The organism is Flavobacterium amylolyticum, from assembly GCF_048284335.1.
In the GTDB taxonomy this organism is placed as follows: domain Bacteria; phylum Bacteroidota; class Bacteroidia; order Flavobacteriales; family Flavobacteriaceae; genus Flavobacterium.
Genome location: NZ_JBLVPG010000001.1, coordinates 183,461 through 198,391, shown reverse-complemented (window position 1 = coordinate 198,391; position 14,931 = coordinate 183,461). Strand labels below are relative to the sequence as shown.

Genomic DNA, 14,931 nt, shown 5'->3' with positions numbered 1-14,931 from the left:
ATAAAATAATTTAATTCTGAAACAATCTTGTTTCATTGCTTTGTATATTTGTGTAAGTATTAATTCATTAAAATTTAAGAAAATGAAGAAAGTTATTTTATTGTGCACATTAGCGGTTTTGATGTTTGCATGTAAGTCAACATCAGCAACAAGTACAAATACAGATAGAAAATCTCAAGTAGCAATAAAAGGGAATTGGGTAATCAGTTCAGTGACTTATCCTGGTTCACAATACATTAAAGTGAACACTTTTCAGATTGCAGACTCGGAATGTTTTGTAGGTAGTAATTGGAAGTTTGTTTCAAATAACAACAAAGGAAATATGGCTTTGACAAAAGCCAATTGCATCACATTCAGTTCGCCAATTACTTGGTTTGTGAATAATGAAGGTCAATTTGTGCTTAAAGTGCTTAATGCGGGAGAAAAAGCTAGAAAAGTTAGAGAAGGGTATGTTTTAAATCTAGCCAATCAAACTGAAACTTCCTTTCAATTGATTGATAAAATTGATGTAGGAGGAAAAATGACAGAGGTGGTGTACCAGTTTCAAAAAGTTAATTAATTAGTAAAAAATAAAAAATAGAGATATGAAAAAGATTTCAGTAGTTGCAATAGCAACAATAATGGTCATAGGTTCACTATTCACAAGTTGTGAGTCCTTAAAAAACACTAACAAAACACAACGAGGTGTAGCCATTGGAGCTGCAGGTGGTGCGGTTTTGGGAGGTATTCTTGGGAATAATGTAGGAAAAGGGGGTAAAGGCGCCATGGGAGCTGTATTAGGTGGTGTTATTGGTGGTGTTGCCGGAGGCGTTATTGGTAATAAAATGGACAAACAGGCCAGAGAGATTGATGCTGTTCTTCCAGGAGCAGAAGTAGTGCGTATTGGAGAAGGAATCAAATTAGTTTTGAATGAAAATGCGGTTCGTTTTGATACCAATAAATCATCTTTGACTGCCAGTGCAAAAGCAAACTTAGATAAACTAGTTCCTGTTTTTGCAGAATATCCAGATACTAATATTACTATTTATGGATATACAGACAACACGGGTACCGCTAGTTACAACTTAAAATTATCAGGCCAAAGAGCCGCATCGGTTAGAAATTATTTGAGTAGTAAAGGAGTTTCTTCTAGTAGATTTCAAGTTACTGGTTTAGGAATTGCTGATCCAATTGCTTCAAATGAAACAGTTGATGGCAGAAGTCAAAACCGTCGTGTTGAATTTGCTATTACTGCAAATGAAAAAATGATTAAAGATGCCGAAGCTGAAGTGAAAAACTAAGCAAAAAAATACCATAAAAACAAAGGCTGTTTCGTCAAGAAGCAGCCTTTTTTTTTGGCCAAATTTAATTAAACATTGTAAATTTGTACTCTTAAATACAAATGATGCTCGAGATAAAAGATATTTCCTTTACTTATATTGATTCCCCCGTTATTGAAAATGTTAGTTTTACTATTGCCAAAGGTCAAAACACTGCTATTATTGGCGAAAGCGGTTGTGGCAAAAGTACGTTGCTAAAACTCATATACGGATTATATGATTTGGATAACGGCGAAATCATTTATAACAAAAAACCTATTTTGGGTCCTAAATACAATCTTATACCAGGAGAAGAATATATCAAGTATTTAGCTCAGGATTTCGATTTAATGCCCTATGTAACCGTTGCAGAAAATGTAGGCAAGTTCTTGTCGAATATGTATCCTGAACAAAAGAAAGCCCGTGTTCAAGAATTATTAGACATGGTCGAAATGACCGCTTTTGCAAAAGTAAAAGCGAAGTTCCTAAGTGGCGGACAGCAACAACGAGTGGCTTTGGCCAGAGTTTTGGCTTTGGAACCCGAAATTATTTTGCTGGATGAACCTTTCAGCCAAATTGATTCCTTTAGAAAAAATTCGTTGCGCCGCAACTTATTTAGGTATTTAAAAGACAAAGGGATTACCTGTATTATCGCCACACATGACAGCACCGATGCATTGTCTTTCTCTGATGAAACTATTGTGCTTCAAAACGGAAAAGTGGTAGCAAAAGGGAACTCAAAAACACTATATCAAAACCCGGCTAATAAATACATAGCCTCGCTTTTTGGGGAAGTAAATGAATTAAAATTATCTCAACTAATAGCGCTTGAAGGCGAAGAGGATGTTGCACTTTTATTGTATCCGCATCAATTGAAAGTGGTTGACAACGGAATGTTGCAAGCGGTTGTAAAACAATGCTATTTTAAAGGAAGCCATTATTTAGTTAAAGCAGCTTTTGAAAGAAGGGCTATTTTCTTTGAACACGATTCAGAATTAGAACGCAATCAGGAAGTAACCTTGATGATTGCTTAAGGATATCCTGTAATTTTATACCAACTTACAAAGCAAAACCCCAAAATCAATGTGATTTTGGGGTTTTGCTTTGTAAGTTGGTATTGCCTATCCGAATTAATTTTTTAAATACTTTTCTAAGAACTGATCTTGTTCCCAAAGCAAATGTAAAATGTTCTCTTTGGCTACATAACCATGTGCTTCTTTTGGCAGAATTACCATTCTTGCCGGAGCGCCCAAACCTTTCAAAGCTTGAAAATAACGTTCCGTTTGCAGGGTGAACGTTCCCGGATTATTATCTGCTTCACCATGTACTAAAAGCATAGGCGTTTTCATTTTGTCTGCATTCATAAAAGGCGACATCGTATTGTATACTTCAGGAGTTTCCCAGTAGTTGCGTTGCTCCGTCTGAAAACCAAAAGGAGTTAACGTTCTATTGTAAGCACCACTTCGAGCAATTCCACAAGCAAAAAGATTAGAATGAGTCAATAAATTAGCCGTCATAAATGCGCCATAGGAATGACCACCCACAGCTACTTTTTTTCTATTGATGTACCCCATTGCATCTACCGCATTAATGGCTGCTTCAGCATTGTCGACTAATTGCGTCATGAAATTATCATTAGGTTCCGTTGTTCCTTCACCAATAATAGGGAAAGCCGCATCATCAAGCACCACATACCCTTTGGTAACCCAATATACGAAGGAACCATAACTAGGAAAAGTAAATTCATTCGGGTTTTGTGTGCTTTGTCCTGCTGAATTTTTGTCTTTGTATTCTGCTGGATAAGCCCAAATCAGCAATGGCATTTTCTCTTTTTTGACTTTGTCGTAACCCACAGGTAAATATAATGTTCCAGACAATTCAACACCATCTTTACGTTTGTATTTAATTACTTCTTTACTCACGTTTTTAATGCTTTCAAAAGGATTTTTGAACGCGGTAATAGGTGTCAGTTTATTTTTTTGTTTGATATTTCGAAGGTAATAGTTTGGATACTCATTTTTAGACTGGATTTGGACTAAAACAGTTCCTTTTTTGAAGTCTTCAATCTCTAACAAATCTTCTTTTTTATCGCTGTAAGTTGAAGTATACAAGCGGTTTGCTTGTAATGTATTCAAATTAAATTCGCTAATAAAAGGGAATTGTCCGTTTTTAGTAAATCCGTTTCCTATGAGGAATGCATTGTCCTTTTCGATAGCCAACACATAACGGTTGTATTGGTTTTTGCGAGTTTCAAAATTCCCAGGATCTGAATACACATCCTGAGAGTTTCTATCAAAAATAACTTTAGGTGTCTGACTTGGGTTTGAAGGATTGATTAAATATGTTTTGGTATTGCGCGTGTCATACCATTCATCTGTAATTATGGCGGTGTTGTCATTTCCCCAAATGATTCGGTCGTAGCGTTGCGGTGTTTTAACAAGGGAAGTAGGTGTGTTTTCAAAAGGGGCGTCCCAAAGGAAAACTTCGTCTCTGAATGCTACTTTATTGGCTGGATCTCCCGCATCTAATGCCTCAGCAAAAACTAATGTTGCTGGTTTGTCTGTTCTCCAGCTCATGTTTCTTTTTCCTTTGCGAACGGCCATGAAGCCTTTTGGAATGATTTCAGTCAGCGGTACTTCATTGACTGCTTTTACTTCGTTTCCAGTTTTGTCATAGATTACTGATTTTGATGGAAAACGACTTAACGGAACGATGTATGAAAATGGTTTTTGAATGGTAGTCAGCATGATATAATTTCCGTCAGGAGAAAAACTTTCTCCGGCATACATTGCTGCGTTTTTGAATAAAGTGATGGTTCCGTTGAGGGTTACTTTGTACAATTCAGAAGTCATGATGTTTTCAAAATTGATTTCATCATTCTTATTTTTCAACATGTCCGGATAGGTTCTATTCTGTGATTTCACACCATCAGCGTTAGAAATTATAGGGCCGGTTGGTAAATCTTTTTTAGCATCCAAAAGCGCTATTCTATTTTTGGGTAGCATTTTTACCAAAATAGTTTCATTGTCATTCATCCAACTGAATGGATTACCAAGATTTGCATTTACAGTAGCCGCAGTTAATTTAGTGGCTTTCGCCGAAGCAACATCGATGAACCAAAGCTCAACTCCGGTAGCTGTAGTGTGCGAAAACAAGATTTTTTTATCATTGGGTGACCACGCGATATTACTGATACGAGGATTTGTTGGCAAGCCTAAAACGGGTATTTCATTTTTGTCTTTTATTTTACGTAATTTCAGGTTGTTCACATACGTGACTGTACTCGAAATATTAGTGATTGGATTGATACGCAATCCGCCCAAGCGCAATTCGTCCTGATTTAAATCATCCAGCGATTTGTAGGTATTTCTATAGGACAAAAGCAGGTATTCCTTTTTTGTGTCCATGGATACCGAAGGAGCTCTTTCATAATCTGCTAAATCCAAAATGGATTGGGAGGGTTTCTGATAGCTAAGATTTTCTTGTGCAAAACCAGTTAGGCTGAGCCCAAGAAATAGAAATAAAGGAAATTTTAACTTCATAGTTTGAATGATTTTAAATTAGGGTGGATAGTGACAATAATTGGTCTAAAATAATTCAATGTTGTTACATTTGGTGAAAAATATTTCTTTTTAACGTTTTAAGCTTAATGCTGGCACTAATGTAAATTTATTTCGCAGCTGTCTAGAGGTTTTATCTTCAATAAATAAAGGGAAAAAGGGCTAAAATTTGTCGGAATTGTTTTTTGGTAAAAAAACAGTACTTTGTGAGCTCAAATTTTTAAGTATGTTATAAATTTGCACTCTTATTTTAATAAAATAATAATAATATGTATCATTCTAAAATAGCAGGATTAGGTTATTATGTTCCCGAAAACGTAGTTACTAATGACGATTTATCAAAAATCATTGATACCAATGACGAGTGGATTCAAGAAAGAACGGGAATTCAGGAGCGACGACACATTATAAAAGGGGAAGATACGACGACTTCTATGGGAGTTAAAGCTGCCGAAATTGCAATTGAGCGTTCTGGTGTTGATAAGGAAGCAATTGATTTTGTAGTTTTTGCCACATTAAGTCCTGATTTTTATTTCCCAGGTCCCGGGGTTTTAGTGCAACGGGATTTAGGCTTAAGAACTGTTGGAGCATTAGATGTAAGAAATCAATGTTCAGGGTTTATTTATGCATTATCTGTTGCGGATCAGTATATTAAAACCGGAATGTATAAAAACATATTGGTTATTGGATCTGAGGTACATTCTACAGGATTAGACTTGTCGACGCGTGGTAGAGGGGTTTCTGTTATTTTTGGAGACGGTGCCGGAGCAGCAGTTTTGAGCCGAGAAGAAGATTTAACAAAAGGAATTTTATCTACGCATTTACATTCTGAAGGGCAACATGCGGAGGAATTAATTGTAAAAGCGCCAGGAATGGGAGGTCGATGGATTACTGATATTTTGGCAGATAATGATCCGGAAGACGAAAGTTATTTCCCGTATATGAATGGACAATTCGTATTTAAAAATGCAGTGGTTCGTTTCAGTGAGGTAATTAATGAAGGATTACAAGCAAATAATTTGCAGGTTTCGGATATAGATATGTTGATTCCACATCAGGCAAATTTGAGAATTTCACAGTTTATCCAAAAGAAATTTAATTTGAGCGATGATCAAGTGTATAATAATATTCAAAAATACGGTAATACAACCGCAGCTTCTATTCCGATTGCTTTGACCGAAGCCTGGGAAAAAGGCAAAATAAAATCAGGAGATACAGTAGTTTTAGCTGCTTTTGGAAGTGGATTCACTTGGGGAAGTGCGATTATTAAATGGTAAAATCCTACGATGTTTAGCACTTCATTTACAGCTGTTTCCATGTAAATGTCTTAAGCCTGCACAATTCTTTGTGCAGGCTTTTTTATTTAAAGACTATGGTTTAAATTTGAAAAGCCAAATGAGAATTAATCAAAAAAAAACCTAAAATGACAAATCGTAGAAATTTTATTAAAACAGCGGCCATAGCTTCGGCGGCTGTTGCATTTAATTCATTCAAAGGGAAACCAGATGAGGATAATGATTTTTTATCCCAAAAAGGGAATAAGCCGATTGTACTTTCTACGTGGAATTTTGGACTTCAAGCAAATGCAGCTGCATGGGAAATCTTAAAAGATAAAGGACGTGCTTTAGATGCTGTAGAAGCCGGAGTAAAAATTCCGGAAGCAGATCCAACAGAGCGGAGTGTGGGGTATGGCGGAAGACCGGATCGAGAGGGTCGTGTTACACTCGATGCATGTATTATGGACGAAAATGCTAACATAGGTTCCGTAGCGTGTTTAGAATTTATAAAGCATCCCATTGCTGTTGCTCGAGCAGTGATGGAAAAAACGCCACATGTTATGTTGGTAGGGGACGGAGCTTTACAGTTTGCCTTGTCTCAAGGTTTTGTTAAAGAAAATTTATTAGTCGAAGAATCTGAAAAGGAATGGAAAGAGTGGTTAAAAACGAGTCAATATAAACCCATTGCCAACATTGAAAATCATGATACTATTGGGATGATTGCTTTGGATGCTAACGGAAATTTATCTGGGGCTTGTTCAACAAGTGGCATGGCTTTCAAAATGCATGGTCGCGTTGGAGATTCTCCAATTATTGGGGCAGGATTGTATGTAGATAATGAAATAGGCGCTGCAACAGCCACAGGACATGGAGAAGAAGTGGTTCGGATTTCAGGTTGCCACTTGGTTGTGGAGTTAATGCGCCAAGGTAAATCCCCTCAAAAAGCCTGTGAGGAAGCGGTTGCCCGAATTGTACATTTAACTAAAAAAAGAAACAAAAATTTAAAAGATATTCAAGTTGGCTTTATAGCTTTAAATAAAAAAGGGGAATATGGGTCGTATTGTATTCAAGGAGGATTTAACTATGCTGTTAATGATGAAACCGGAAACCGATTAATTGATGCGAATTACTTTTTGAAATAAATGAAAAAAGTACAACTGGAAATCGCATGTTTTAATCTTGAGTCGGCGATTATTGCACAGCAAAACGGTGCTGACAGGGTTGAATTGTGTGCCAATATGAAGAATGGAGGTACAACACCCAGTTTTGAAATGACAAAAGCTGCCCGGGAAGTTCTGACTATTGAATTGTATATTATGATTCGGCCCCGTGCTGGGAATTTTAGCTATTCAAACTCTGAATTGGAAGAGATGAAATCAGCAATTCAGATGTTTAAAAAGCTACAGGTAGATGGTTTTGTATTTGGAATTTTAAACCCAGATGGTAGTTTTAATGCAAAACAAAATAGGGATTTAGTACAATTGGCTAACTCATTGCCTTGTACTTTCCACCGTGCTTTTGATGAGATTAGCAATAGAGATGAATCGCTGGAATCAATTATAAAATGCGGTTTTAAAACCATTTTGACTTCAGGACAAGGAAATAATGTAGTGGAAGGAATAGCGGTACTGACCCATTTAATAGAAAAAGCAAACGATCGGATTATCATTATGCCAGGCGGCGGGTTGCGAGCTGCGAATAGTGTGTTATTAAAAGAAAAAACAAAGGCTATTTTCTATCATTCCTCTGCTATAACGGATTCAAGTGATATCGCAAATCAGCTGGAAATACAATCCATAAAAGCGAATTTAGAAGTTATAGGAAAGTAATTTGATCGAAAAACCCGGAGTTGGCATACTCCGGGTTTTTCTTACTGCAACAAACTATTAAAACTAATTTTATAAAAGTCCACCGCCTCCTTGGGTTTCGTTTTTATCTCTTTGCTTTCTCTCGGCCGCTTTGTTTTTTCCACTTCCAAATCTATAGTTGAATCCTAAATACACAGTTCTGCTCTCCCAGTTGAATTCCCCATTTGATTTATAAGGGCGTTCTCCATTAAAAGCAAAGTGCATTGTTTTAAAAATATCGCTGAATCGCGCACTTATAGTTCCGCTTCCTTTTAATACGTTATAACTTGTACCAATATCCATTTTCCACATTGGACTTCGATCAAATTGCAGACTTAAATCTCTCCCTCTGTACATTCCAAAAAGCTGAAAACGCAAATCTTTGGTCGCTTTAAACGTATTGTTGATGCGGGCGTTGAATGTAGTAACATCAATTTCTACAAATTCATAATTACCCGGAGTATCTTCAATTGTGCCTTTCGTTTTCTTATTATAAGCATCAAAACTAATATTAGCACTCCACCATTTTTTGAAATCTAAGTTTCCGGACACTTCGATACCATACGCATTATTGGTATCAAAATTATCGTAGGAGATAATTTGCCTGTTGGATGCACTTGGATTCGTAAAAATCACTCGCGTTATTTCGTCTTGAATTCTTCTGTAAAAGATACCGGAAGTGATGGAACCAATTTTAGTTTTTCGGGTGTAATTTAATTCAAATGAGTTAGTGAATTGAGGAACCAGAAACGGATTTCCTTCGGAATCTATGGTAGGTGTACTCCATTCTCTAATAGGATTTACCTGAGAAATGCTTGGTCTGTCGACTCTTCTGGAATAATTCAAACTAAAAGAATTGGTGTCAGTTGGATTAAAAGTTATAAAAGCGGATGGGTAAATACTTAAAATGTCATCTTCAAACTTTGAGTCTTCTTCACTTACTTTTCTAAATAAGGCGTCAACATTGTATTGTTCTAAACGAGCTCCCGCTTGAAAATTCCATTTTTTCCATTGCTTTCCTAAAGTTGCATAGGCAGAATAGAGGGTTCTTTCATAAGTAAAATCAGAATTATAGGTATTGTTCAAAAACAAGTTGTTGTCCGTGTTTTCGTTTCTGCTTTCTAAACCTAATTCCAGTTTAGTAGTTTCGGTAAGTGGGTTTACGTAGTCAAGATTGATAATTGTATTTTTTCCTATCGTTTTTACATCATTCGTAAAGGAATTAGTAGCTCCATTTACATTAGTATATAATGCATTTTCCGGACTGTCATTTTTATTGTAATTCACTTCTAGTTCTAAATTATGACCTTCTTTTTTAAAGTCTAATTTATAATCAAAATTATAGGTTTCAGAGTGGTTTTTACTTTTATTATCAAAAAACTGTAGTCGGTCATTAGTTTGTGCTGAAACATAATCTACTGTAGTATTTCCAAAATCTTTTCCATTAGAAAGGTTTTGATTGGTGTAAAAAGAGAATGTATTTTTCTCGTTAATATTAAAATCAAATCCAATTTTTGCTAAATGAGAGGTATTCTTAGAATTCATGTCAAATATCTGCTTGTTTTCATTATTTGATTCTTTGCTATTTATAAAGCCATTGTTTGAATATTTCCCATGATTAAAGCCGTAATTTCCGTAGAAATTAAATTTCCCTGATCTATAGTTTAAGTCAAACGACGAATTTACTTTGGGCGTTATTCCAAAGGTTACACCATTGTTTATACTTCCATTAAATCCTAGTTTGTTGTTCTTATTCAAAACGATGTTGATGATTCCGCTCATTCCCTCCGGATTGTATTTAGCAGATGGATTCGTAATTAATTCGATTTGTTTGATCGATGCTGATGGGATTTGTTGTAATACTTGAGCGGCATCCATATTCGTTGGTTTTCCATCAATAAGGATGCGAACATTAGAATTCCCTCTTAAACTAATGGCATTGGTTTGCGGATCTACACTCACTGATGGAATGTTATTCATGATTTCTCCAGCAGTAGCTCCCGCAGAGATCAAATCTTTACCCACATTAATAATCTTTCTATCAATTTTTTGTACAATTGTTGATCTTTCGCTTACCACTTCGACACCAGCCAGCTGAACAGCGTCTTCTTCTAATACAATTGTATTAAAATTAATGCTGCTGTCTACCGTTAATTTTGCTGATTTTGAAACTGTTTTGTACCCCATAAATTGGATTTCTAGAGTGTAATCTTTCAACGCTAAATTTTTTATTTGAAAAATTCCTTTATCAGATGTGATCCCGCCCGTAATTACTTTACTGTTTTCCTTTACAACAATATTTACATAGGATAATGGTTCGTTGGTAGTCTTGTCAATAATTTTACCAGTAATACTTCCAGAGTTTTCTAGATTTGACTGTTTGACTGAAGTTTGTGCTTGCGTCGAAAAAAACGTTCCGATAATGCAGATTAAGAGTAATTGGAGTTTCATGATTGATTGTGATTTAATTGATTTGATGATGCAAATATAAATACTTATTTTGATTATTATGTATTACAAGGTACTTTTTTATACATATTATGTATTTCGTTTTTAAATGTACCTAATAGACTAGTCAGGCTCGGTTTTGTTACAATGATTTTGCAGTTTTATTTATTTAAATGATAAATAAACCAAAGGACTATCGGTTAGGATAGCCCTTTGGTTTAATTTATATTGGAGTCTGTTTTTTGCTTTTTTACTTTTAATAACAGCTGTATCGTTAAATTGATAAACAGAATAGTTGGGAAGCAGGTGCCATATTTCTTTAGGGAAGTGCAATTTTTCAGTACAAAGGGATACGGTTTAAATAGCTTTATGGATAGCTTAGAATTTTGGGAATCTTAGATGGTCGTATCTAGAAGGTTTAGTCTTTGAATAACCGATATTGATAAGCTGTTAGAAATATGTATGAAAGAGAAGGATATAAATGCAAATAAAACTTATAAAATCAATCCCAAAAAATTAAAAAAGAATGCATGGTATTATTAGAGATTTGTATGAGCGAGAACTATTTTTCTATTTTAACAAATACAAATAATGATGGTAGTAATCCACAATCGCCTTTCCTTTCATCAAAACATCAGCTCCAATAATTCCATGAACGGGTTTTGATTTATGTTGTATCAAAGCTTGATTAACGTGAGATAAATCAAAGATAACAATGTCAAAAGCGATGTCTTTCCAAGAGCCCAGCTGCAATTGGTTTTTTGTAGCAATTTGTGTAAACATTCCTGTTCCACCGGCTCCAGCAGCTTTGGTTTTAGATTTTTTTGCTTCCAATAAAAATAAATCAATACTTTCAAATCCGATACAACTATTGGAGGCTCCAGTGTCAAGAATAAAACTTCCCGTTATACCATTTATTTTTGCTTTTATTAATAGGTGCTGAGTTTTGGTAATCTTAAATTTTACTTTTTTGTAGTTTTCTTTTTTAAGAATATTTTGTAGTTTTTTCATTTTTGCTGAATTTTTCAATCATTCACTTTCAGTTTCACAAAGATACATGGAGTTATTTAATGATTACCAGTAAACGCTTATTCAATGCGAATCTTTTCAGAACCATTTTTTCGACAACTTTTATTCTTGTAATTTTGTACTCTTAAACTTAACACTTGGAAACAAAAATAATAATTACCGATACGCATACTCATTTATATTCAGAAGAGTTTGATCAAGATAGAGCCGAAATGATACAACGGGCAATTGATGCCGGTGTTTCGCGTTTTTTCATACCGGCAATTGACTCCACTTGTACAAAATCCATGTATGAGCTGGAAAAAAATTATCCGGAGAATGTATTCTTGATGATGGGATTGCACCCTACGTACGTAAAAGATAATTATCTGGAAGAATTACAACACGTAGAAAGCGAACTGACCAAAAGAAAATTTTATGCAATAGGTGAAATAGGAATCGATTTGTATTGGGATAAAACTCATTTAGCACAGCAACAAATCGCTTTCAAAAGGCAAATTCAATTAGCTAAACAATACAATTTACCCATTGTAATTCATTGTCGTGAAGCTTTTGATGAGATATTTGAAATTCTGGAACAGGAAAAATCAGCTAATTTATTTGGAATTTTTCATTGTTTTTCAGGAACGCATGAACAGGCTTTAAAGGCTATATCCTATAATATGAAGCTTGGTATAGGAGGTGTAGTCACTTTTAAAAATGGCAAAATCGATCAGTTTTTGAATCAAATCGATTTGAAACATATCGTTTTAGAGACAGATTCTCCCTATTTAGCACCTATTCCTTTTCGAGGGAAACGCAACGAAAGTAGTTATATTGTTAATGTAGTTGCTAAATTAGCACAAATTTATACCCTTTCGGCAAATGAAATTGTGACTGTGACAACGGATAATTCAAAAGCTATTTTTGGGATTTAAAGAAGAATTTACCTTATTTTGATATTTTTTTTGTTCATTTGCCAACATAAAAATTGAGAACCAAAATGCAGAAATTTGACGCTATTCGGCCATTTTACGATTCCGAAATAAATGAAGCACTTCAAAATGTGATGAATCATCCGATGATGAAGGCATTGATGAATTTTACTTTTCCGGATGTCGCTGACGAAGTTTGGAAAGAACAACTTCATAAAACGCATTCTATTCGTGATTTTCAATGTAATTTTATTTACCAATCCGTTAAAAAAGTATTGGAAAAAAGTTCCGAAGGATTGACTACTTCTGGCTTTGAAACGTTAGAGCCTAATACTTCTTATTTGTTTGTCTCGAATCATCGTGATATTCTCTTGGATACGACGTTATTAAATACTGCTTTATTTGAACATGGGCTAGTAATGACTGCTTCGGCAATTGGCGATAATTTAGTCAAAAAATCGTTTCTGAATACGCTGGCTAAACTAAATCGTAACTTTTTAGTGCAACGTGGCTTAACGCCAAGGGAAATGCTGCAAAGCTCTAAGTTGTTATCGGAATATATAAGTAATTTACTGCTTCATGAAAATCGTTCGGTTTGGATTGCACAGCGGGAAGGAAGAACTAAAGATGGTAATGACGAGACTAATCCTGGTGTGTTGAAAATGCTAGGAATGGGTTCTGATGAAAGTAATTTGATGGATTATTTCAAAAAAATAAAAATAGTGCCCGTTTCTATTTCGTATGAGTATGATCCTACGGATGCTTTGAAAATGCCACAACTTATGGCTGAAGCCAATAATGAAGTGTACATCAAAGAAAAAAATGAAGATTTCATGACAATTCTTAGTGGTGCTTTGGGACAAAAGAAACGAATACACATTCACGTAGGGAAGGTTTTAGATACCGAAATAGATGCGATTAAAGCTGACAATGACAGTACCAATAAGCAAATTGTCGCTTTGGCAAAAGTGATTGATGATGCGATTTTGAGTAATTATAAGCTGTGTCCAACCAATTTTATTGCGTATGACATTGTAAATAAAACAGACCGCTATTCCCATTTGTACACAGAAAACGAAAAATCATTGTTCGAACGCAGACTCGAAATGCGAATTGATCATGACAATCCTGTAGCTTTAGATGGTTTTTTGGCAATGTATGCAAATCCCGTTGTGAATAAATTAAAATACCATGATGTTGTATAAATCCAAAATACTTTTAATCTATACTGGTGGAACCATTGGTATGAGGAAAGATTTTGAAACTGGTGCACTCATGGCTTTCAATTTCAGCAAATTATTGCAACGAATTCCTGAATTGAAACAATTAGACTGTGAAATAGAAACGATTTCATTTGAGAATCCCATTGATTCTTCGAACATGAATCCTGAAAAATGGGCAAAAATTGCTACAATCGTCAAGGATAATTACACTTCATTTGATGGATTTGTTGTACTTCATGGATCAGATACGATGTCATATTCCGCATCAGCGCTGAGTTTTATGCTCGAAAATTTGTTGAAACCCGTTATTTTTACAGGCTCCCAATTACCTATTGGGGATTTACGTACCGATGCCAAAGAGAATTTGATTACTGCAATTCAAATTGCTTCTTTGCGTCATAATGATGCGCCGGTTATCACTGAAGTATGTCTTTATTTTGAATACAAATTGTACCGAGGCAATAGAACGACAAAGATTAATGCAGAACATTTCAAAGCATTTACTTCGCCTAATTATCCTGAATTAGTGGAATCCGGAGTCCATTTAAAATTGAATTCCGAATTGTTTTTGCCTAAAAACGAAAATAAGGAATTTAAGGTTCATAAAAGCTTAGATAATAATGTGGCTATTATAAAAATGTTTCCTGGAATCAGTGAAGCAGTTTTATCGGCTATTTTAGACATCCCAAATCTTAAAGGTGTTGTTTTAGAAACTTATGGAGCCGGGAATGCACCTACAGAAGAGTGGTTTTTAGGTTTGTTAAAAAAAGCTATTGCTAGAGGGTTACATATAGTGAATGTCACTCAATGTTCTGGCGGAAGTGTGCGAATGGGACAATATGAGACCAGTACAGGCTTGAAAGAAATTGGAGTAATTTCCGGAAAAGACATTACTACTGAAGGCGCAATAACAAAATTAATGTATTTATTAGGCCAAAAAATAGCTCCAAAGGACTTTAAAACTGTTTTTGAAACTTCTTTGCGAGGAGAAATAGCATAATAGTTAGATTTTACTTTCCTAACTCATTTTTTTTCATGTTATTTGCAACCTCAAATAAAATAGAGAGGTGTCCGAGTGGTTGAAGGAGCTAGCCTGGAAAGCTAGTATGTGGGTAACTGCATCGAGGGTTCGAATCCCTTCCTCTCTGCAAAAAAAATTAATGCTTCCTTAAAGGGAAGCATTTTTTGTTTTAAAACAGGATTTTTATTGGTGTAGTGTGAATGGTAAAAAGGATCTAGTATAATTTTTTTGAGTCGCCTTTCAGAAGCATTTTTATTAATCTCATTAAATAGGGTTGAATAAAACAATATTTAATGGGATTTTATTGTGCATTA

12 protein-coding genes and 1 tRNA gene are annotated in these 14,931 nt (G+C 35.1%); 10 read left to right on the top strand and 3 right to left on the bottom strand.

All coding sequences use genetic code 11. The features are described 5' to 3' along the window. The first annotated feature begins 82 nt into the window (after positions 1-82). The 3 genes from ACNQF9_RS00845 to ACNQF9_RS00835 all read left to right on the top strand — a co-directional run bounded on the left by ACNQF9_RS00845 (position 83) and on the right by ACNQF9_RS00835 (position 2,332). Positions 83-559, top strand: coding sequence for a lipocalin family protein (locus ACNQF9_RS00845; RefSeq protein WP_417989432.1), 477 nt, complete (start codon positions 83-85; stop codon positions 557-559). 25 nt (positions 560-584) lie between these two features. Continuing rightward, on the top strand, positions 585-1,280 hold the full coding sequence (locus ACNQF9_RS00840; protein ID WP_417958366.1) for a YiaD family glycine zipper/OmpA-like lipoprotein: 696 nt from the start codon (positions 585-587) through the stop codon (positions 1,278-1,280). Between the two features lie 104 nt (positions 1,281-1,384). Next, a complete protein-coding gene (locus ACNQF9_RS00835; protein WP_417989847.1) occupies positions 1,385-2,332 on the top strand; it encodes an ABC transporter ATP-binding protein in 948 nt (315 codons plus the stop codon). Positions 2,333-2,428: 96 nt separating this feature from the next. Here ACNQF9_RS00835 and ACNQF9_RS00830 read toward each other — a convergent pair whose 3' ends face one another. Then, positions 2,429-4,840 (bottom strand): alpha/beta hydrolase family protein, encoded by a 2,412-nt coding sequence (locus ACNQF9_RS00830; RefSeq protein WP_417989431.1) that lies wholly within the window; start codon positions 4,838-4,840, stop codon positions 2,429-2,431. A 287-nt stretch (positions 4,841-5,127) separates the two neighbouring features. Here ACNQF9_RS00830 and ACNQF9_RS00825 point away from each other — a divergent pair, with 287 nt between their 5' ends. From ACNQF9_RS00825 to ACNQF9_RS00815, 3 genes are all read left to right on the top strand, one after another. After that, on the top strand, positions 5,128-6,135 hold the full coding sequence (locus ACNQF9_RS00825) for a 3-oxoacyl-ACP synthase III family protein (RefSeq protein WP_417958361.1): 1,008 nt from the start codon (positions 5,128-5,130) through the stop codon (positions 6,133-6,135). A 146-nt stretch (positions 6,136-6,281) separates the two neighbouring features. Next, the gene (locus ACNQF9_RS00820; RefSeq protein WP_417958360.1) at positions 6,282-7,277 is read left to right on the top strand and encodes an isoaspartyl peptidase/L-asparaginase family protein; all 996 of its coding nucleotides are present in this window, start codon (positions 6,282-6,284) and stop codon (positions 7,275-7,277) included. Continuing rightward, positions 7,278-7,964: a copper homeostasis protein CutC gene (locus ACNQF9_RS00815; RefSeq protein ID WP_417958358.1), complete on the top strand. Its 687-nt coding sequence runs from the start codon at positions 7,278-7,280 to the stop codon at positions 7,962-7,964. A 69-nt stretch (positions 7,965-8,033) separates the two neighbouring features. Here ACNQF9_RS00815 and ACNQF9_RS00810 read toward each other — a convergent pair whose 3' ends face one another. Continuing rightward, positions 8,034-10,433, bottom strand: a complete 2,400-nt coding sequence (locus ACNQF9_RS00810; protein ID WP_417989430.1) for a TonB-dependent receptor — start codon at positions 10,431-10,433, stop codon at positions 8,034-8,036. A 567-nt stretch (positions 10,434-11,000) separates the two neighbouring features. Continuing rightward, positions 11,001-11,441 (bottom strand): retropepsin-like aspartic protease, encoded by a 441-nt coding sequence (locus ACNQF9_RS00805; RefSeq protein ID WP_417958355.1) that lies wholly within the window; start codon positions 11,439-11,441, stop codon positions 11,001-11,003. Between the two features lie 167 nt (positions 11,442-11,608). Between ACNQF9_RS00805 and ACNQF9_RS00800 the strand changes: the two genes are divergently transcribed. The 4 genes from ACNQF9_RS00800 to ACNQF9_RS00785 all read left to right on the top strand — a co-directional run bounded on the left by ACNQF9_RS00800 (position 11,609) and on the right by ACNQF9_RS00785 (position 14,744). Next, positions 11,609-12,376 (top strand): TatD family hydrolase, encoded by a 768-nt coding sequence (locus tag ACNQF9_RS00800; RefSeq protein WP_417959383.1) that lies wholly within the window; start codon positions 11,609-11,611, stop codon positions 12,374-12,376. Between the two features lie 65 nt (positions 12,377-12,441). Further along, on the top strand, positions 12,442-13,578 hold the full coding sequence (locus ACNQF9_RS00795; protein WP_417958354.1) for a 1-acyl-sn-glycerol-3-phosphate acyltransferase: 1,137 nt from the start codon (positions 12,442-12,444) through the stop codon (positions 13,576-13,578). Beyond that, positions 13,568-14,596 (top strand): asparaginase, encoded by a 1,029-nt coding sequence (locus ACNQF9_RS00790; RefSeq protein WP_417989846.1) that lies wholly within the window; start codon positions 13,568-13,570, stop codon positions 14,594-14,596. The genes ACNQF9_RS00795 and ACNQF9_RS00790 overlap by 11 nt, the downstream gene beginning before the upstream one ends. A 61-nt stretch (positions 14,597-14,657) precedes the next feature. Further along, a tRNA-Ser gene (locus ACNQF9_RS00785) sits at positions 14,658-14,744 on the top strand. Positions 14,745-14,931 lie beyond the last annotated feature (187 nt).